Source organism: Natronobeatus ordinarius (genome assembly GCF_024362485.1).
In the GTDB taxonomy this organism is placed as follows: domain Archaea; phylum Halobacteriota; class Halobacteria; order Halobacteriales; family Natrialbaceae; genus Natronobeatus; species Natronobeatus ordinarius.
The window spans coordinates 2,073,723-2,093,031 of sequence record NZ_CP101456.1; the positions used below are offsets into that span (position 1 = coordinate 2,073,723).

Annotated in this window: 22 protein-coding genes; 13 read left to right on the plus strand and 9 right to left on the minus strand. The window is 65.2% G+C overall.

Annotated elements, in window-relative coordinates; all coding sequences use genetic code 11:
* Positions 1-287: 287 nt before the first annotated feature.
* Complete coding sequence (locus NMQ09_RS10680; protein WP_255190566.1) at positions 288-2,006, plus strand: formate--tetrahydrofolate ligase; 1,719 nt, start codon at positions 288-290, stop codon at positions 2,004-2,006.
* Here the strand turns inward: NMQ09_RS10680 and NMQ09_RS10685 are convergent.
* Both NMQ09_RS10685 and NMQ09_RS10690 read right to left on the minus strand, forming a co-directional pair.
* Complete coding sequence (locus NMQ09_RS10685) at positions 2,003-3,850, minus strand: BCCT family transporter (protein WP_255190567.1); 1,848 nt, start codon at positions 3,848-3,850, stop codon at positions 2,003-2,005. The genes NMQ09_RS10680 and NMQ09_RS10685 overlap by 4 nt on opposite strands.
* A gap of 142 nt (positions 3,851-3,992) precedes the next feature.
* A complete protein-coding gene (locus tag NMQ09_RS10690) occupies positions 3,993-5,213 on the minus strand; it encodes an NAD-binding protein (RefSeq protein ID WP_255190568.1) in 1,221 nt (406 codons plus the stop codon).
* A 91-nt stretch (positions 5,214-5,304) separates the two neighbouring features.
* Between NMQ09_RS10690 and NMQ09_RS10695 the strand changes: the two genes are divergently transcribed.
* From NMQ09_RS10695 to NMQ09_RS10710, 4 genes are all read left to right on the plus strand, one after another.
* Positions 5,305-5,730, plus strand: a complete 426-nt coding sequence (locus tag NMQ09_RS10695) for a universal stress protein (RefSeq protein ID WP_255190569.1) — start codon at positions 5,305-5,307, stop codon at positions 5,728-5,730.
* A 41-nt stretch (positions 5,731-5,771) separates the two neighbouring features.
* On the plus strand, positions 5,772-5,942 hold the full coding sequence (locus NMQ09_RS10700; protein WP_255190570.1) for a hypothetical protein: 171 nt from the start codon (positions 5,772-5,774) through the stop codon (positions 5,940-5,942).
* Between the two features lie 37 nt (positions 5,943-5,979).
* Complete coding sequence (locus NMQ09_RS10705; protein ID WP_255190571.1) at positions 5,980-6,138, plus strand: hypothetical protein; 159 nt, start codon at positions 5,980-5,982, stop codon at positions 6,136-6,138.
* Between the two features lie 76 nt (positions 6,139-6,214).
* On the plus strand, positions 6,215-6,640 hold the full coding sequence (locus tag NMQ09_RS10710) for a universal stress protein (protein WP_255190572.1): 426 nt from the start codon (positions 6,215-6,217) through the stop codon (positions 6,638-6,640).
* Positions 6,641-6,671: 31 nt separating this feature from the next.
* On the opposite strand, the gene NMQ09_RS10715 is transcribed toward NMQ09_RS10710, so the two are convergent.
* The 3 genes from NMQ09_RS10715 to NMQ09_RS10725 form a co-directional block, all read right to left on the minus strand.
* Positions 6,672-8,471 (minus strand): BCCT family transporter, encoded by a 1,800-nt coding sequence (locus tag NMQ09_RS10715; RefSeq protein ID WP_255190573.1) that lies wholly within the window; start codon positions 8,469-8,471, stop codon positions 6,672-6,674.
* 287 nt (positions 8,472-8,758) lie between these two features.
* Entirely contained in the window at positions 8,759-9,064 is a 306-nt protein-coding gene (locus NMQ09_RS10720; RefSeq protein WP_255190574.1) for a hypothetical protein, read from the minus strand.
* An 82-nt stretch (positions 9,065-9,146) separates the two neighbouring features.
* The gene (locus NMQ09_RS10725) at positions 9,147-9,281 is read right to left on the minus strand and encodes a hypothetical protein (protein ID WP_255190575.1); all 135 of its coding nucleotides are present in this window, start codon (positions 9,279-9,281) and stop codon (positions 9,147-9,149) included.
* Between the two features lie 475 nt (positions 9,282-9,756).
* On the opposite strand from NMQ09_RS10725, the gene NMQ09_RS10730 reads away from it, so the two are divergent.
* Positions 9,757-11,133: an aminomethyltransferase family protein gene (locus NMQ09_RS10730; RefSeq protein WP_255190576.1), complete on the plus strand. Its 1,377-nt coding sequence runs from the start codon at positions 9,757-9,759 to the stop codon at positions 11,131-11,133.
* Positions 11,134-11,258: 125 nt separating this feature from the next.
* A complete protein-coding gene (locus NMQ09_RS10735) occupies positions 11,259-12,125 on the plus strand; it encodes a methylenetetrahydrofolate reductase (protein WP_255190577.1) in 867 nt (288 codons plus the stop codon).
* 39 nt (positions 12,126-12,164) lie between these two features.
* Here NMQ09_RS10735 and epsC read toward each other — a convergent pair whose 3' ends face one another.
* Positions 12,165-13,028 (minus strand): serine O-acetyltransferase EpsC, encoded by an 864-nt coding sequence (epsC, locus tag NMQ09_RS10740; protein ID WP_255190578.1) that lies wholly within the window; start codon positions 13,026-13,028, stop codon positions 12,165-12,167.
* Between the two features lie 72 nt (positions 13,029-13,100).
* Between epsC and NMQ09_RS10745 the strand changes: the two genes are divergently transcribed.
* The gene (locus NMQ09_RS10745) at positions 13,101-14,069 is read left to right on the plus strand and encodes a bifunctional 5,10-methylenetetrahydrofolate dehydrogenase/5,10-methenyltetrahydrofolate cyclohydrolase (protein ID WP_425607233.1); all 969 of its coding nucleotides are present in this window, start codon (positions 13,101-13,103) and stop codon (positions 14,067-14,069) included.
* Between the two features lie 62 nt (positions 14,070-14,131).
* On the opposite strand, the gene NMQ09_RS10750 is transcribed toward NMQ09_RS10745, so the two are convergent.
* The gene (locus tag NMQ09_RS10750; RefSeq protein ID WP_255190580.1) at positions 14,132-14,311 is read right to left on the minus strand and encodes a hypothetical protein; all 180 of its coding nucleotides are present in this window, start codon (positions 14,309-14,311) and stop codon (positions 14,132-14,134) included.
* Between the two features lie 348 nt (positions 14,312-14,659).
* Positions 14,660-15,661: a DUF8073 domain-containing protein gene (locus NMQ09_RS10755; protein ID WP_255190581.1), complete on the minus strand. Its 1,002-nt coding sequence runs from the start codon at positions 15,659-15,661 to the stop codon at positions 14,660-14,662.
* 362 nt (positions 15,662-16,023) lie between these two features.
* Between NMQ09_RS10755 and NMQ09_RS10760 the strand changes: the two genes are divergently transcribed.
* From NMQ09_RS10760 to ilvA, 3 genes are all read left to right on the plus strand, one after another.
* Complete coding sequence (locus tag NMQ09_RS10760) at positions 16,024-16,815, plus strand: SIMPL domain-containing protein (RefSeq protein WP_255190582.1); 792 nt, start codon at positions 16,024-16,026, stop codon at positions 16,813-16,815.
* 138 nt (positions 16,816-16,953) lie between these two features.
* Entirely contained in the window at positions 16,954-17,118 is a 165-nt protein-coding gene (locus tag NMQ09_RS10765; protein WP_255190583.1) for a hypothetical protein, read from the plus strand.
* Complete coding sequence (gene ilvA / locus NMQ09_RS10770) at positions 17,115-18,341, plus strand: threonine ammonia-lyase (protein ID WP_255190584.1); 1,227 nt, start codon at positions 17,115-17,117, stop codon at positions 18,339-18,341. Before NMQ09_RS10765 ends, ilvA begins: the two co-directional genes overlap by 4 nt.
* Positions 18,342-18,380: 39 nt before the next feature.
* On the opposite strand, the gene samp2 is transcribed toward ilvA, so the two are convergent.
* Positions 18,381-18,599 carry a ubiquitin-like small modifier protein SAMP2 gene (gene samp2, locus NMQ09_RS10775; protein ID WP_255190585.1) on the minus strand — a complete coding sequence of 73 codons (219 nt, stop codon included), beginning with the start codon at positions 18,597-18,599 and terminating at the stop codon, positions 18,381-18,383.
* A 183-nt stretch (positions 18,600-18,782) separates the two neighbouring features.
* Here samp2 and NMQ09_RS10780 point away from each other — a divergent pair, with 183 nt between their 5' ends.
* A complete protein-coding gene (locus NMQ09_RS10780) occupies positions 18,783-18,935 on the plus strand; it encodes a C2H2-type zinc finger protein (RefSeq protein ID WP_255190586.1) in 153 nt (50 codons plus the stop codon).
* Between the two features lie 65 nt (positions 18,936-19,000).
* On the plus strand, positions 19,001-19,294 hold the full coding sequence (locus tag NMQ09_RS10785) for a hypothetical protein (RefSeq protein ID WP_255190587.1): 294 nt from the start codon (positions 19,001-19,003) through the stop codon (positions 19,292-19,294).
* Positions 19,295-19,309: the final 15 nt, after the last annotated feature.

Consider the following 19,309-nt stretch of genomic DNA (forward strand, 5'->3'; position numbering starts at 1 on the left):
CCACTCACTATCATCTTCGTTATATAGAGAACACCTCGCAGACCATAAAAAGACAACATAAATGGCAGATTCATTATGAGACGAGCGAGAGCGGCTGAGCCGATCGGAGATCGGACCGGCCAGCGGACCACCGATTCCAAATCCTGACAGGAGAGTGCCACCTTGTGGTTTGGGCCACGTCCGCTGTCCCGGTGTTTCGCGTCGGACGGTTCACAGTCGTCCACGTCGCATACGGAACGCTACGGGTACGTCAACACTTATGCCCACGTCGCGAAAACCTCGTCAGTATGGCTTCCCAAGACGGGGACGACGGATCGATGCCGACCGACTACGAGATCGCACAGGACGCCGAGAAACGACCAATCGCGGACGTCATTGCGCCGTTCGGGCTCGAGCGAGACGATCTGGAGCTACTCGGCGAACACAAGGCGAAGGTGCGACTCGAGGCGATCGAGCGGCTCCGGGAGGGGGGTGATCCCGACGGCAAGCTCGTCCTCGTCACCGGGATGACGCCGACGCCGCTGGGCGAGGGGAAGACGGTGACGACGGTCGGGCTCGGCCAGGCGTTCAACCAGCTCGAGGAGGACGCGGCCGTCGCGATCCGCGAGCCGTCGCTCGGGCCGGTGTTCGGCGTGAAAGGCGGGGCGGCCGGCGGGGGCTACTCGCAGGTGCTCCCGATGGAGGACATCAACCTCCACTTCACGGGGGACCTCCACGCGCTCACGTCGGCGCACAATCTCATCGCCACGATGCTCGATAACCACATCAAGCAGGGCAACGAGCTCGACGTCGCGGTCAACTGGATCAACTGGCCGCGGGCGATCGACATGAACGACCGCGTCCTGCGCGAGACGGTCGTCGGGCTCGGCGGCGAGGTCACCGGCGTGCCCCGCGAGGACGGCTTCGTCCTGACCGCGGCCTCGGAGCTGATGGCCGTCCTCTGTCTCGCCGACGGCATCGCGGACCTCAAGGCACGCCTCGCCCGGATCATCGTCGCCTACGACGGGGACGGCGACCCCGTTACCGTCGACGACATCGGGGCGACGGGCGCCGCCGCGATTCTGCTGAAAGACGCGCTGAAACCCAACGTCGTCCAGACAATCGAGGGGACGCCGGCGTTCGTCCACGGCGGCCCCTTCGCGAACATCGCCCACGGGACCAACTCGTTGATCGCCGACGAGGTCGCCGCCCACTGCGCCGAGTACGTCATCACCGAGGCCGGCTTCGGCTCCGACCTCGGCGCCGAGAAGTTCATGAACATCGTCTGCCGACTCGGCGACCTCGAGCCCGACGCGGTCACGATCGTCGCCTCGGTACGGGCGCTCAAGTACCACGGCCAGGACATGTGGCCGCCCGACGTCGACGCGCTCGAGGCCGAGGACGTCGACGCCGTCCACCGGGGACTCGAGAACCTCGACAAGCACGTCAACAACTTACGGCAGTTCGGCGTCCCGGTGGTCGTCGCCGTCAACCGCTTCCCGACGGACACCGACGCGGAGATCGAGGCGGTCCTCGACCACTGCGAGGACGACCTCGGCGTGCCGGCCGCTGAATCGACCGTCTTCGAAGACGGCGGCGAGGGCGGCCTCGAGCTCGCCGAACGCCTCGTGGAGGCCGCCGAGTCAGCGTCAACGTTCGAGCCGCTGTACGAGCTCGAGGCCCCCATCGACGAGAAGATCGAAACCGTCGCCACCGAGATCTACGGCGCCGACGGCGTCGAGTTCCACGGCGACGCGAGAGACGACATCGAGCGGCTCACCGGCCTGGGCTTCGACGACGTGCCGATCTGCATGTCGAAGACGTTCCACTCGCTCAGCGACGACGCGAGCCAGAAAGGCGTCCCGGAAGACTGGACGCTCGAGGTGAAAGAGATCTACCCCTCGGCGGGGGCCGGCTTCCTCGTCGTGCTCACCGCGGACGTCCTCACGCTCCCCGGCCTGCCCTCGGAGCCGGCGGCCGCCGGCATGGATCTCCACGACGACGGCAGCGTCTCCGGGTTGTTCTAGTCCTCGCCCTCGTCCCCATCCCGGACGCTCGCGCGAGCGGCGCCGAGGCTCGACCGTCGACCGCGCTCGTGTCGGTAGAACGAGCCGGCGAGTCCCGCGAGCGCGACGAGGACGACCAGGGCGAACGGGCCGCCGGCCAGCACGGCCATCGCCTGCAGGACCTCGACGCTGTCGGTGACCAGCACGGAGACGGCGACGAGCCCCTGGACGATCCCCCAGAAGACGACCGCGCCGGTCGTCGGAGCGTGCTCGCGTCTCGTCGTCAGCACCGCCACGACGAGCGTGGAGGTGTCGGCTGACGTCGCCATGAAGACGACGATCAGCGCCAGAAAGAGGAACATGAGCAGCCGACTCAGCGAGAGCGCCTCGAAGATCGGGAAGCCGGCGACGGCCTCGGCGCCGCCGTGGGCGTCGATCGCCGCGAGGACGTCGACGTCGCCGGCGTGCTGGAGGGAAAGCGAGGTCGAGCCCAGCAGGAGAAACCAGGCCATCGTCGCGAGCGAGGTCGCGACGAAGCCCGTGAGGACGACGGTCCGAATCCGTCGCCCCCGCGAGAGCGCCGCCAGGAAGAGGCCGGCAAATGGCGCCCAGGAGAGCCACCACGCCCAGTTCCAGATCGTCCAGTTCGCGACCCAGTCGTCGGCGATCGGTCCGTTACCGAGGTGGACGCTCAACGGGACGAACTCGAGGGCGTAGCCACCGACCGCGCGCGAACTGGTCTCGAGGACGAACGCACGGGGCGCAACGAGCAGGAACAGCGCGGCGAACAGGCCGAAGAGGGCGACGTTCACGCCCGCGAGCCGCCGGATCCCCCGGTGGACGCCGCTCTGGGCGGAGGCGACGAAGACGATCGTCAGTCCCGCGACGAACAGCAGCGAGCCGCCCGTCTCGAGGGCCACGTCCCACTGGAAGTCGATCCCGGTGAGGAACTGCTCGCCGACGAGCGCGATGGAGGTGGCGATGCCGCCGATGGTCGCGAACACCGCGAGCAGGTCGACGAGCCGACACCACGGCGAGTCGAGATTTTCGACGCCGAGAAACGGCGTCAGGATCGACGAGACTCGCAGCGGCGCGCCCCGCTGGTAGACGTAGTAGGCGATGGGGACGCCGACGGCGACGTAGGCGCTCCAGGCCGAAAAGCCCCAGTGAAACAGCGCGTAGACGAGCGCGGCGTCGACGGCGGCCTCCGATCGGGCTGGGGCGTCGACGTGCGGGGGCGGCGTCTCGTAGTGGAACAGCGCCTCGGCCGGCCCCCAGAAGACGATGCCGGCGGCGATCCCCGCGGTGAAGAACATGGTGAAGTAGACGGGGTAGGTGTAGGCGGGCTCCGCGTCCGGGCCGCCGAGTTTGATCGCGCCCCACGGCCCCACGAGCAGGGCCAGACAGCACAAAAGCGAGAGGAGCACGACGGCGGTGAACAGCCAGCCGGCGTTGGTCGTGACCAGCGCCTGTGCCGTGCCGACGGCGGCGACGGTGCCATCCGGAGCGAGTAGCTGGCCGGCGAAAAAGAGCGCGAAGACGACGAGGGGGATCCCGGCCGTGACGGGATCCTGGCGGGCGCAGAACGCGCCGACGGTGTCGGCGATGGAGCGATGGCGAACCGACAGCAACAGCTGGGCCTCGGTCGGCTCGGCGTCGGCGTCCGCCGGCAACACGGCGAGGTACGTCAGCCCGGAGCCGAAAAAGAGCAGTGAGACGACGAGCCACGCCCGGCCGGAGACGGTCTCGCCGACGAGCTCGGGGAAGAAAAACCCCGAGACGACGATTACGCCGGAGAGGACACAGAGCGGGCCCAGCAGCTTTCGGAGCAACCGTTCGACGACGCCGACACCCTGGAGTCCCATTGTCCTCGAGTTCCGTTCGTTCGTGTTCGTCCATTCGTAACCGCTCGTCACCGCCACGGGAGCCGCTCTCGGAAACCCCGACACCTCTCGATTCCGACCGGTTGTGGATCGGCTCCGGCACCGTCCGGTCGGGGCTCGGCGATCACGACGAGTTACCCCCTCCGAGGAGGTCGTCGGCCGACGTCCCCTCGAGCACCGACCGGCCGAGCAGGCGGCCGCCGATCGCCGTCGGACTGATGACCTCGTCGGCGCCGACCTGCTCGAGTTTCTCGAGGTGTGTGCGGTCGGTCGCTGCAGCGACGATGCGGACGTCCGGGTTGGCGTTCCGGGCGGCGAGGATCGCGAGGACGTCCCTGGCGTCGTCCCGGGTGGCGACGACCACGCCCGCCGCCGCGTCGATCCTGGCGTCCTCGAGTACCGCCTCGTCGGTCGGATCGCCAGTGAGGACGTCGACGGCCGCGTCGAGTTCGGCGGCCGACTCGCTGTCGGTCGTAACGACCACGACGTCGGTTTCGTCGGCGAGCGTCTCGAGCAGCGACGGTGTGAGGTCGCCGCTGCCGAGGACGAGGACGTGTGCATCGAGCAGGCTGAGTTCTGAGGGGGTCATCTGTCCGACGGCTGCAGCCATTCGTTTTTCGATCGCCGGCACGATGAGTGCTCCGATGGCGACCGTGAACGCGCCCGTTCCGAAGAGGATCACAGAGAGGGAGAACCACTTCGCGCCGGTCGAAAGCGGGGTGACGTCGCCGTAGCCGACGGTAGCGATCGTGACGACGACGTAGTAGACGGCGTCGCCCCAGCTGTCGAGTCCGGCGAACTGATCGCGGAGGACGTAGGAGCCGACCGTGCCGTAGACGCCGACGCCGACGATCGAAGCGAGCGAGGCGAGCTGGAGCGAGGAGAGCTCGAGCCGTCGGTCGAACGCGTCGCCGTTGATCGCCAGCAGCGTGGTCGCGAGGGCGACCGCGGCGAGCAGCGGCACGTCGGTGGTCCGAAACGTCGTCAGCGGCAACAGCGCGGCGATCGGGAGGACGAGCAAGGAGAGATACCACGCGAGGCGCGTTCGTCGCGTGAGCCCAAAGACGAGCCCCGCGAGGACGAACGCGACCAACACGCCCGTAAACCGGAGCAGGCCGGGATCGACGGGGAGGACCGCCACGAGCGGCCCGTCGTAGCGCCCTTCCGGTCGACTGAGGTGAGAGAGGCCGGTCACGAACGTGAGGACGGCCGCCGTCCCGGTCAGGGCGACCGCCGTCTTCGCCTTCGAGACCGCCCGCCAGTCGACGAGCTGGACCCGCTCCGTGTGATAGAAGAGCGTCTCGAGACTCGAGTCGGGCGGGAGTTCCGGTGGATCGCTGGCCACGTCGCGTCGTTCGACGGGTCGGGCCATAAGCGTTGGTGAGGGTAACGGTTATCCCGCGGAGCGTGGATACCTCAGACGGGTTCGAAAACGAATGTACGACACCGTTCTGATCGCAACCGACGGGAGCGACGAGGCGGAAGCCGGCATCGAGTACGGCCTCGACGTCGCCGAGGCGATGGACGCGACGGTCCACGCACTGTACGTGGTCGAGACGAAAGCCACCTACATCCTGACTGTCGGCCTCTCCGATGACGAACTCGAGGCCTACCGGGAGTACGGCGAGGAGGTCGTCACCGACGTCGTCGAGCGGGCCGCCGAGCGGGGGCTCGAAGGCAGGGGAATCGTCAAGACCGGCCGGCCGGCGGAGGAGATCGTCGACTACGCCGAACGAAACGACGTCGACGTCGTCGTGCTCGGCAAGCAAGGCCACGGCGCGATCGACAGGCACCTGGGGAGCACGCCCGAGAAGGTCGTTCGAATGGCCGACGCCCCGGTGACGGTGGCCGCCGAGCGCTGATGGGCGAGAGAGCGCGTGCCAACCTGCGTGGTCAGACAGGGATGCACTGGAATCTACGAACGGTTGTTCGGCTCTTCTTGCTCGTCGGCGGCGTTCTCGCGCTCGCCAGCGGGACGCTCGGCGGTTCGACGACGACGCTCCTCGTCGGGGCCGTCGCGATGGGGCTCGGCGTCGTCGGCCTGGTGACCGAGTGGAACGAGTCGAGAACGTAACAATATGTATAAAGGTCGTCGCGGTCGTGTGTGGGCCATGGCCAACCTCGTCGCGACCGTCGCCACGATTCTCGCGGTGGTGTTCGCCGTCGCGAGCCTCGCACAGCTCCTGTCGGGAAACTACTTCTTCGCCGGCACCCTGCTTACGTTCGTCGCGTTCGCGATCTACTTCCGGGAAATCAACCTCGACCGATAGGGACACTATTTGTCGCGCCATTTGGTACCAAAGCTATATTGTTCAGTCCGCCGAATACGACGGTGGACGTACGGTTATGCTGGATAAGCTACTAATCGCAACGGATGGAAGCGATACGGCGTCGGAGGCGGTCGAACACGGACTCGACCTTGCGGAGACGTGCGATGCCGAGGTACACGTGATCTACGTCGTCGAGACGGAGGCGACGTACCTTCTCACGGTCGGAGTAAGCGACGAGGAGATGGACGAGTATCGCCAGCACGGTGAAGCGGTCGTCACCGAGGTGGTCGAACAGGCCGAGCGACGGGGACTCGAGGGCATCGGCGTCGTCAAAACCGGGTCGGTCGCCCAGGAGATCGTCGAGTACGCCGAGGCAGAGAACGTCGACAGCGTGGTTGTCGGCGAACGCGGCCGCGGGACGCTCGAGAAGTACCTCGGATCCAACGCCGAGAAGATCGTCCGGCTGTGTTCGACGCCCGTCACCGTCGTGCGCGCCGCCTAGATTCGACCGGTTCGAGCGAATCGACCGACCGTCAGTCGCCGACGTCGACGTCGACGACCCGGTCGTCTCTGGTTCTGACCTCGGTCACGAGGTCGCCTCGCTGGGTCGTGACGACGACCTCGTCTTCGTCCTCGAGGTCGTCGATCAACTCGTTGAACTCGTCGGACTGGAGGATCCTGTACTCCCGTTTGAGTCCCTGCCTCACCGCGTAGATCATGAACAGCAGGATCACCACGAACGGGAGGCCGCTGGCGATGGCGGCCGCCTGGAGCGCCTCGATGGCCGCGTCACCGCCGGCGACCAGGAGTGCAGCGGCGACGAGTCCCTCGGAGGCGGCCCAGAAGACGCGCCCGGCTGCCGGCGTCTCGTGTTTGCCGCCGGTACTCAGGTGCTCGAGGACGAGCGAGCCCGAGTCCGAGGAGGTAACGAAGAAGGTCGTGACGAGGACGATCGCGAGGATCGACAGAATCACCGTGCCCGGCATGGCGTCGAACATCGCGAACATCGCGACCTCGAGGCCGACGTCGAACATCGGGCCGCTGACCACGCCGGCGGTCTCCTCGCCCAGTTCGAAGTTGAGGGCGGTGCCGCCCATCGCTGCGAACCAGGCGAACGAGAAGACGACGGGGATCAGGAGCACGCCGCCGACGAATTCGCGGATGGTGCGTCCCTTCGAGATGCGGGCGATGAACATCCCGACGAACGGCGACCAGGAGATCCACCAGGCCCAGTAGAACACCGTCCAGTCGACGAGGAACTCGCCTTCGCCTTCACCGCCGGGACCGTAGAACTCAGAGCCCTGGAAGTAGTGGTTGTCGAAGCTGTTGCCGAAAAAGGACAGCTCGAAGAAGTTGCCGATGTAGGCGCCGATCCCCTGTGGCAACGCACCCAGGATGAACAGCGTCGGGCCGAGGACGAACACCGACGCGAGCAACAGCATCATCAGCGTGAGGTTCAGGTTGCTGAGCCGTCGAATCCCTTTGTCGAGGCCGAGGTAGACCGAGACGATCGCCAGCCCCGTGACCACGGCGATGATCGCGACGGCGACCCAGGTGGCGTCCGGGACGGCGGGGAACGTGCCCACCTCGTCGCCGACGAACGTCAGTCCCGCGTTGATCTGCAACGCGCCCAGTCCGAGCGAGGTCACGAGGCCGAACAGCGTCGCGAAGATGGTGAAGATGTCGATGACGTGGCCCGGCCAGCCGTAGATCCGCTCCCCGAGCACCGGGTAGAAGACCGACCGGAACGTCAGCGGCAGCCCGCGGTTGTACGAGAAGAAGGCGAGGCCGAGCGCGACCAGCGCGTAGATCGCCCACGGATGAAAGCCCCAGTGGAACAGCGACACGGCCAGCGCCACTTCGCCGGCGCCTTCGGTTCCCGCTTCGGCGCCCAGGTGCGGATCGAACAGGTGGAAGACGGGTTCGGCGACGCCGAAGAACATCAGCCCGATCCCCATCCCCGCGCTGAACAGCATCGCGATCCACGAAATGTCGCTGAACTCCTTCTCGCCGTCGACCCCGCCGAGGCGGATCACGCCGTACTTGCTGATCGCGAGGTAGACCATGAAGATGATGAAGACGTTCGCCGCCAGGATGAACAGCCAGTCGAAGTAGTCCGAAATCGCGACGCGAGCGTCCTGATAGACCGTCCCCGCCTGGTCCGGAAACGCGAGCGAGAGGACGATGAACAGGACGATCAACCCGCCCGCGACGAGAAAGACGGGTGGATTGATGTCGAATCCGTATCCCTGCCAGTTTCTGTCGCCCGGTTCTCTACTCGTGTCTGCGTGAAACAGTTCTCCCTGTATTCCTCGTTTGCCTTCATCTGCCATAGTTTCCCTCCGTGTTCGTGCTGACGTCGATCGTGGTTCGAAGCGGTCATGACACCGCGGTCGGTCTGAGCGATCGCACGGGCTAGTCCCAATCGCCCAACTCGACGTCTGCAACCACCTGCCGTGCGAGTACGTGCCGGGTGCTATGTGCTACCAACTTCATTGCATCGAATACTGGCGACGTATATATAATTTTGCTAAAAATAATCCACCGTACCGATATAATGAAAGTCGAGGTATCTATACAGTCAGTGACGACCTGGCCGCGTGAACACCAGGCGATGAACTCAAAACCGGGCGAAGATGAAGCCGAGCCGGGACGGCGTGGCGAGAAAGGAAACGAGCAGCGTCACGACAGCGAGTACGAACGAGCCGGCAGCCAGCCCGATGAGGTACGGTGCCACCGCCGTCGAGAACGGCATCGTAAGCATGACTACCGTCATCGACACCACGACGACCAACAACAACGCCATCGAGACGCGCAGCCCCATCTGTCTGGGGTTAAATCCACAACGGGGGCAGCCTTCCTCGCCGCCGTCGAGTTCACCGCCACACCGGTTGCAGTGAGGGGCGTCATCGGCAAACGGAAACATACCCTATCGTCTCTCTGGACGGACAAAAAGGCATACCCAGTCTCCGATCCCGGAGAACGGGGCGTTCGATCTCCGCTCGCCGTCAGCGGCCACGGCCGAACAGGCGGTCGACGAAGCGCTCGAGGAGACTCGATTGGTCGGAGGTGCTCGGCATCGCGGGAAGGTAGTTCACGAAGTCGTTCGACTGCGTCACGTCGGGGTCCGGTTCACGTTGCATGCAGAGTAGGGTTCGTTCCGATCGCTGTTAAGGATTGTGGACTTATTTTTCGGCTTCAGAATATTTCGTTTCTGTTTAGGCGAACGCTGTGGGGGTTCGGGCCAACTCCTCGACCGTCGTTGGCGGTTCGTCGACGAACCCGGTCGCTGGCGTTCGGCGCAGCAAAACGCGACGTGTCAGGGAACGCGCGAGTGTTGTCGACGTCGATCGACCGAACGATCGCCAGTGGCGACGACTGCGATCGTCGGTCCGCGCCGATCACCTCGCCGGCCCCTCACCGAACGGCTCGAATTCCACAACCAATACGGATTCTGATAGGAGTGGTCGACGGACTCGAGCGTCGATTTCAGCTGGGTCGCCATCACAGAATCTGCACGTTAGGAGCTTCGTACTGGCCGTTTCTGAAAACTCTCTCGCGGATTGAACCGCCGGCTAGCTCACACTTTTATGAGTATTGCCGGATATGTAGGTAGTAATGTCCGGCAACGAACCGCCACAGACGGAGAGTCAGGATCATCCGAACTACCCGAGCGTCGACCAGTCCGACCGGGTACTGCCGCGAAACCTGCGTCAGTCCGGCGATCCAGGTATCGAGATGCTCGTTTCGACGCGCGTTCGCAAGTCGCCGTTCTTCCACAAGTCGTTCGTGGAGAACGGCGCCTGGCGGGCGACGGTGTACAACCGGATCTACCACCCGCGGGGGATGCTCGAGCCCGAGGAGGGTGGGATGATGGCCGAGTACGACGCGCTCGTCAACCACGTGACGCTGTGGGACGTCGCGGTCGAACGCCAGATTCGCGTGAAAGGGCCCGACGCCGAGGCGCTCACGAACTACGTCATCACCCGCGATGCGACCGAGATCGAGCCGATGCGCGGCAAGTACGTCATCCTCTGTAACGAGGACGGCGGCATCCTCAACGATCCCGTCTTGTTGCGCCCGGGCGAGGACGAGTTCTGGTTCTCGATCTCGGACTCGACGCTGATGCAGTGGCTCCAGGGCGTGAACGTCGGGATGGACTTCGACGTCGAGATCGACGAGATCGACGTCGCGCCGATGCAGATCCAGGGCCCGAAGTCGGTCGACGTGATGGTCGAGATCGTCGGCGACGAGGTCGAAGAGATCCCCTACTACGGGCTGATGGAAGCGGAAGTCGACGGCGTCCCCGTACTGGTGAGCCAGACCGGCTTCTCCGGCGAGAAAGGCTTCGAGATCTACGTGAAGGATGCGTCGAAGAACGCCGAACGCATCTGGGATCCGGTCCTCGAGTCCGTCCGCGACCACGGCGGCATGCAGGTCGCCCCCGCCCACCACCGCCGGATCGCCGCGGGCATCCTCTCGTGGGGCCAGGACATGGACCACGAGACGTCGCCGTTCCAGGTCAACCTCGGCTATCAGGTGCCCGACGACAAAGACGCAGAGTACATCGGCAAGGAGGAACTCGAGCGCCAGCAGGAGCTGATCGACGAGGGCGAGTACCCCTTCGTCCACAAGCTGGTCGGTCTCAAGCTGGCCGGCGAACCGATCAGGGACTACGCGCCCGATTTCTGGCTCATCTCCGAACCCGACAGCGACGAGCCCTGTGGCTACGTCACGTCGCCGTGGCACAACCCCGAACTCGAGACGAACCTCGCGCTCGGCTTCGTCCCGGCCGAGACGCTCGACGGCGACCCGATGGCGGTCTACGACGGCGACATCGAGACGGAGTACCAGGTCCACCTGCCCGACGAGTACGCAGAAGAGCCCGGCGAGCCGGTGTACGCCAAAGTCTCGGAGGTGCCGTTCAAGCCCTCGGTCAACCCGAGCGCCCGCGAGCAGGCGAAACTCCACGCCAAGGAGGACGCGTCGGAGTGAGCCGGAGCGAGAACGGGCGTCGACGACCGTCAGGTACGAGGGGCTCGAGTCCCAACAGGCACCCGGAACGCGTGCGGCCGCCGCGACGATGCGGCCCCGGCGCGTGACGCGACGAGCGCACGACCATGGCCTCAGAAATACAGTCGATCCCGACGGCCGAAGGCGTCGTTTCCCTCCTCGAGGAGCCACGCTTCGAACTGATGCCGTTCGAGAGCATGGACGAGCAACTCGAGTACCTGCCCGACGGCGCCGAGGTCGCCATCACCACCTCGCCGACGCTCGGCCTCGAGGCGACGATCGAGTGGACCGAGCGCGCGAGCGAGCGCGGCTACGAGGTCGTCCCCCACGTCGCGGCGCGCTACGTTCGCGACGAGGCGCACCTCGAGGAGCTCGCCGGGCGACTCACCGACGCTGGTGTCACCGACATTTTCGTCCCGGGCGGCGACCGCGAGGAACCCGTCGGTGAGTTCACCTCGGCGTACGAGTTCCTGTCGACGCTCGAGGAGCTGGACTACGCGTTCGAGGAGGTCGGAATCACCGGCTATCCCGAGGGTCACTCGTTCCTCGACGACCAGGTTCTCGCCGAGTCGATGGCGAAGAAAGAACCCTACGCTACGTACGTCGTGACGCAGCTGTGTTACGATCCCGACACCATCCTCGAGTGGATCGCCGAGATTCGCGAGCGCAGCGTCGACCTGCCCGTCGAGGTTGGCGTTCCGGGCGTCATGAAGTACCAGCGACTGCTGACCATCTCGAAGAAGGTGGGCGTTGGCGATTCGGTTCGCTTCCTCCAGAAGACGAGCGGCCTCCTCGGCTTCGTCCGACACCTCGTCGGCTCCCGGGGAACGTACGTTCCTGAACCGCTCATCGAGGGGCTCGCGCCGTACGCCACCGACCCGTACTACGACGTCCGTGGAGTCCACATCTACGCGTTCAACCAGGTGCCGGATCTCGAGTCGTGGCGATCGGAGACGCTGGGTCGGTATCGGTGACGAGGATGGAAGCCGCGGGCGGGCGGCGGGGGCGGTCCCTCATTCGCTGCGCTTTCGCTCCTGTTTGGGGTGTTCGGAGACGAACACGCTCGTGTGCGCCGGCACGTCCTCCGTCACCCAGGAGTTCGCACCGATGCTGACGTGGTCCCCGACGGTGACCGGCCCGAGGACTTTCGTGCCGGCGCCGATCACGACGTTGTTCCCGATGTCCGGGTGGCGCTTGTACCCCTTCTTGAGCGTCTTCGCCTCGTCCTCTTCCTCTTCGAAGTGCAGGGCGCCCAGCGTCACGTCCTGGTAGAGTCGAACCCAGTCCCCGATCGTCGCCGTCTCCCCGATGACGACGCCGGTGCCGTGATCGATGAAGAAGTACTCCCCGATCTCCGCCCCCGGATGGATGTCGATCCCCGTCACTGTCTTCGCGTACTCGGTGAGCTCCCGTGCGTACTCCGGCTCGCTCGCCTCGTACAGCTCGTGTGCGACCCGCTGCATCGTGACGGCTAACAGGCCGGGATACGAACGGATTACTTCCACGTAAGACTTCGCGGCGGGGTCGCCCTTGTACGCGGCCTCGACGTCTCGCTTCAGCGTTTCCCGAAGTTCCGGCAGCCGATCGAGCACGTCGTCGACCGTGTCGGACGGATCGCTCCCCGTGTACGGTCGGATTCCCCGACAGTAAATCGTCCCGAGATCCGACAGCGTGTCTCGGATCGCTGACCTGTCCTCGAGCAGCTCGTCGGCGTTCCAGCACCTGGGGAAGAACAGGCGTCTGAGCAGCCCCATCTCGGCTCGCCGATGATCCCACTGCGGAAAGTTCATCGACGACCGCGTCGGGAAGGGGTCGGCGTCCGCCGCGTAAGATTCACCGAGCGCCTCGTGCGTGTCGCCGGTGTATTCGTAGCCCATCTCTCCCCGTTCATTCGAATTCGATACACAAAGAGGTTCGACCTCGAGTGGCGACTTCCGACTATCCGGCGAATGCTACAAGCGCAGGCCCCACGAAGTCGATACGTGTCGACTGAACTGCTCCGTGGCGCGCCGATCGCAACCGCCGTCCTCGAGTCGGTCGACGAGCGAGTCGCTGACCTCGCCGAACGGGGTGTGACCCCGACGCTCGCGACGGTGCTGATGAGCGACGAGCCGGCCGACGAGCGGTTCGTGGCGCTGAAACACGAGACGTGCGCCGACGTCGGCATCGACACTCGAGACGTCCGCCTCGAGCCCGACCATCCGGCAGCGCGCCTCTCCCGTGTGATCGAGGACGTGTGTAACGATCCCGGAGTCGACGCCGTCTTCGTCCAGGCCCCACTCCCCGATCACGTGCCGCTGTCCGCGGTCCGGACGCGGATCGATCCCGCGAAAGACGTCGACTGTTTTCACCCCGAGAATCTCGGCCGGCTGGTCGCAGACGATCCCCGGTTCGTACCGGCCACGCCCGCGGCCGTGTGTCGGCTCCTCGAGTGGCACGACGTGGCGGTCGCGGGGGCCGACGTCGTGATCGTGGGTCGGTCCGAGCCGATCGGGAAGCCGCTGGCGAATTACCTGCTCCGGGACGATCCGTGCGGAAACGCCACCGTTACGGTCTGTCACTCACACACGGCGAATCTCGCGTCGGTCACCCGCCGCGCGGACGTCCTCGTGACCGCCGCCGGCGTCCCCGAACTCGTCGATGGCTCGATGCTCTCGCCGGGCGTCGTGGTCGTCGACGTGAGCGTGAACCGTCGCCCGTCGAGCGCGTCGACCGGGGACCACTCGAGCGCTCGAGTCCCCACGGAATCGACGGGTAGAACAGCCTCGAGGGTGGTCGGCGACGTCGCGTTCGAGAGTGCACGGGAGAAGGCGAGTGCGATCACGCCCGTTCCCGGCGGCGTCGGTCCGGTAACGCTCGCGATGCTGGCCCAAAACGTCGTTCGCGCTTCCGAGCGACGGGCTGGAGACGAGCCATAGCGTTCCGTTGCGGGCGATTCGGAACTGCTGTGGTGAAGATTCAGCTACGACGTTCGCTCGAGTCAGCGCTTTTCGAACTCGCGGGGCTGCTCGACCCGAACGCGTCCGCGGGGACGCAACAGCCACGTGATCATTCCCCAGACGCGATCGACGGCAGTCGGTGAGGGCGTTCCCGGGAGATAGAAGTCCGGCGCTTGTGCGTCGTTGGAGGCGGTTCGATCGGCGGTATGATCCTGGCTCATACCGGATAGCTCGGCCCGATCAAATTAACCATTTCGACGTGCCTCTCGAATGAATCATTGTTGTTCGTTATCGACACATATTGTCACGTGTCGTCGTCACAAACGCGCTGTCTCAGCATTCCCATGCTCGAGGGGGTGGCCGTCGTGGAGACGTCGGTTGCGAGGTCGGGTTCGGCAGTCGTTCCCGCGTCGTACTCGGAGACCGCGATTCACGACATAAGTAACAAAATTAGATACAGTATTTGAGATTGATGGAGAGGGCGATCTCACGTGCAGACGACCTGTCGACGAACCCGCTCGAACGGTCACGGCTACTCTCGTACCCGTTGAACGTCATTGCACAATCGGTCACGGCGCTGGCTGCGTCGCGGAGACCTGGCGGAGTCGCGCGACGATTTCCTCGCGACCGATGTCTCGCTCGTGTTCCCTGGCGAGTCGGCCGACCACGAGATCGACCAGGTTCAGCCGTCGCAACAGCTCGAGCGTCTCCTCGCGGTCGAGCCCGACGTCCTGTCCGACTTCGTAGATCGTGTTCGATCGCGAGACTGACTCGACGAGGACGTCGAGACTCACCCCGTCGGGAAGTCCGATTCCGTCGGTGAGTACGACCGGCGGCTGGTCGGCTTCTCGCTCCGATTCCGAACGCGTCTCCGGACGCTCCGCAGCGTTCGTCACCGTTTCGGAATCGGGTTCGGGTTCGACGTCGTCCTCCGATTTGTCGTCTTCACCCGAGTCGGTATCGTACGAGTTCGGCTCGTGGATCCCGTGGTCGATCATGTACCGCCGAACGGTTTCGGCGGTGACGTCCATCTCGATCACCTCGGCCATCTCGGCGAACGTCTCACAGGAGTCGTACACCGACGCGAGCAGTTCTGGATCCCTGAACGGCGGCCGGTTTCGCCTGCGAGTGCCGGCCGGTCCGTCGTCAGCACTGCTGGAAGCCGAGCGCTGACTCGAGGATCGGGCACGCGCTGTGGACTCCTCGGCCGCGGTCGGCTGACTCCCGTTCGGGACGGACGCGTCGAGTGCGACTGTAATCGTCCCGTCACCGGTGATCGTCGCCTCGGCCGGCTCCAGTTCCAGCCCGTGGTCGGACGCCGGGACGACGGGAACCGCCGACTCGAGGACGAGCTGGAGGCGGCCGTCGCTGTCGAGTTCGACGGTTGCGGGTGCGACGCCGTCCACTCCGTTGGCTGCTGGTTTCATCGAGATGGTCAGCTCGACGTCGGCAGTGAGCCCGGGTTCCGAATCGACACCTTCGGTGACCTCGACCGCGTGTACGGTGCCACCTTCACCCTCACACGCCTCGAGAAACGCACCCATCTTCCGAAGATTGCTACCAACACCCATGGTGTATTATGACACAACGAGGTTCCCCATCAGTATTCATGATAAATAGTGTTGACCTTTAAGTTAGATCCGGTCACTCCGCGGCTCACGCTCGTCCTTCGAGGTAACTCGTTCGCTCACCAGTGGTCAACCGACCCCTCCATCCAGTTTCGTTCGCTCGCCACTCCAGCCCACGTTCGATTTTTTGTAAATTATCGGACTATAATTGCATCATTTCGGAGTTCATACTGTTATAGATTCGGTGCGGGTGAGCGGTGGCACGACCACTCGTCGAACGGCTCGAGCGAGCCCCAAGCGGTGTAGCTAAAACGATCGTTTCAGCTACCCAAACGATCATCTTCCAACTGAGTGAACGATCGTGTATGAGGCGAAGAGAACTACTCACGGGAAGTGGTCTGGTCGTGACAACGGCGCTCGCGGGCTGTCTCGGTCGGGCTCAGGACGGAGGCGAGGCCGCGACTCCCGACGCGTCGAGGCGGACGATTACGGTGAGGGCGTCGGGCGAATCGGCCGCCGAACCAGACCTCGCCAGGCTTCGACTCGGCGTCGAGTTGACCGGGGACGACGCGGCGGCCGTTCGAAGCGACCTCGCCACGCGGGCGGCAAAGCTGGAAGCGAGCCTCCTCGAGCACGGACTCGAGGAGGACGACCTCACGACGGATCGGTTCAGGATCCGGGAGCGGTACGACCACGACGCCATGCGCGCAGACGGCGTCGAACCCAGAACCGAGGCGGACGCCGAGGAGTACCGGTACTACGTCGGAACCCACACCTACAGCGTCGACGTTCACGACGTCGACGACGTCGGCGACGTGATTCGCGCCGCGGTCGACGACGGGGATGCCGACGAAGTCGGCCGAATCGAGTTCACCCTCTCCGAGGACCGACGTGACGAACTCCGCGACGACGCGCTCGAGGAGGCGCTCGAGGACGCCCGTGCCGAGGCTGACTTCGTCGCCACCGAAGTTGGTGCGTCGATCGTCGACGCTCGGCACGTCGACACCTCGGGAGCCGACGTCAGCCCGGTCCGCGAGCGATTCGATACGGCAGAGCTGGCCGGGGACGACGTCGACGCCGAAGCGCCCGGGACGGAGCTTCGGCCCGACGACGTGACGGTGCGTGCATCGGTCACCGTCAAGTACGAGATGGCCTGAGCAGGGTGTCCACCGTACCGCTTCGTGCTGGCTGCCCTGCGTCGAAAGCGCTGGCCGTTCGGTCGCGCGTTTCCCGCTGCAGCGACCAGTGAGCTACCCTGACAGCTATTTACAGTCGCGTGATAGTGTCCATCTACCATGAGCACAGTTGACTGGACGTCAGGACGAACCGGAACGACCGTCGAGACGGGCTGTGACCTCCCCTCCCAGTACGGGCGATTCGATCCCGGGACCGTCACCGGGCGACCGCCGTTCGACGCGACACAGAGTGCCCACGCCGTTGCAGTTCGCGAAAACCGATGAGCCGAGATCACGTCCCCCTCGAGTTCGCGGACATCGAGGCCGCCCGCGACCGACTCGACGACGAGTCGGTGGTCAGACGCACGCCGGTCGAGCGAAGCACCTCACTCGACGATCTCACCGGCGGCGAGGTGCACCTCAAGATGGAGCACCTCCAGTGGACGGGATCGTTCAAAACGCGCGGGGCGTACAACAAGATCGCTCAGTGTGGCGACGACGTCGACCGGGTCGTCGCCGCGAGCGCCGGGAACCACGCCCAGGGCGTCGCCCTCGCGGCGACGACCCTCGGTGTCGGGTCGACCATCGTCATGCCGCGGACGGCACCCCAGGCAAAAGTCGACGCGACCCGCGGCTACGGGGCGGACGTCGAACTCGTCGGCACTGACTTCCGGGAGGCGATGGCCCACGCGAAAGAGCTCACCGGCGACGGCACCGCGTTCGTCCACGCTTACGACGATCCCGCAATCGTCGCCGGCCAGGGCACGCTGGGGATCGAGATGCACGAGGACCTCCCCGACGTCGACACCGTCGTTGTCCCCATCGGCGGGGGTGGGCTCATCTCGGGTATCGCCACCGCGTTCGCCGAACGCTCCCCGGAGACGCGCGTCGTCGGCGTTCAGGCCAGCGGCGCCGCGACCGTTCCGGATAGCTTACAGAAGGGGAACCCGATCTCGCTCGAGTCGGTGAACACGATCGCGGACGGCATCGCCACCGGCGGCGTCTCGGAGCTGACGCTGTCGCTCATCGAGGAGCACGTCGACGAGGTCGTGACGGTCACCGACGGCGAGATCGCCCGGGCGATCTTGCTGTTGCTCGAGCGAGCCAAGCAGGTCGTCGAGGGAGCCGGCGCGGCGTCAGTCGCCGCCGTCATCAGTGACGGGCTCGACGTGGAGGGCGAGACGGTGATGCCGTTGCTCTGTGGCGGCAACCTCGACATGACGATGCTCCAGACGGTCCTGGTGCACGCGCTGACCGACCGCGAACAGCTGTTGCGCCTGCGCGTTCGCATCACCGACCAGCCCGGAAAGTTAGAGGAAATTTCGGGGGTCATCGCCGGACACAACGCCAACATTCAGACGGTTCGCCACGACCGCTCGGCGCCCGAACTCGACGTCGGCGAGGCCTACCTCGTCTTCCAGATCGAGACCAGCGGCGCGGGACAGGCTCGAGCCCTCATCCGAACGATCCGAAGCCACGGCTACGAGGTCAGGCACGTCAACGCCTGACTCGGACGCCGTGGCTGCGGGGTGACAGCCGGCCGCGAGCTAGCCGCCTTTGATCAGTCGCAACACGGTGACGTGGTCGACCTCGACTGGCTGGTCCTCGGGGACGGGACGGCCGTCGACGAGGACGCTTACCTCGTGTGGACTCAGTTCGACGTCGGTGAGCAGGTCGGCGTAGGTCGGTTCCTCGCCGTTCCCAACGCGGTCCTCGAGGTCGACCTCGTAGGTCCCCTCGCCTTTGACGTCGACGGTAACGCGCATAGTCGTGTGTTCGGGTCGTGGGCCTTGAGCGCGTCGCTCGAGCGTCGCATACAGAATCGACGAGTCGGGCGTGGAGTCGATCGACTACCAGTGAACGACCCCTCGTTACTAGTATGTAGGAAGTCCAGTACCACCTTTCCTAGTAACTCTTTTTAAGGTAGCGGGTGCTGAGTTACTAACACAATGGCATACACCTGTTCCACCTGCGACGAGCAGTTCCAGTCGGCAGCCGGCGTCACCCAGCACGTCGCGTTGCACCACGACACCTGTGCAGTCTGTGATGAGTCGTTCGACGACACCGCCGGACTCCGCGAGCACATTCACGCGGAGCACTGAGCCGGCCACCGACGTCACACCGACCGAACGCGGATACGGACACCATCGATCCGTACTGTCGACATATGCTCGAGGACACTCTCTCCCGGGCCATCGACGTCTACAACCGGTACCGCGAGCCGATGGTGAGTGCGACGCTCCTCGAGACCGCCGGTCGCCGATTTCGCGTCCGGTTCGCCGGTCCCTTCTGTACGACCTGCTGTCGAGACGACTACGTCGACGACCTCCGGTACGAACTCGACGAGTTCGGGGTCCCGGCCGAGGCGATCACCGTCGAGCGACTCGAGCAAACGGGATTCGAGCGCTACGAGGCGACGTTCAGCGTCGACGCGTCGCTCTCGGCTGAGGCGTTCGACTGATCGCGTCACTCGTTC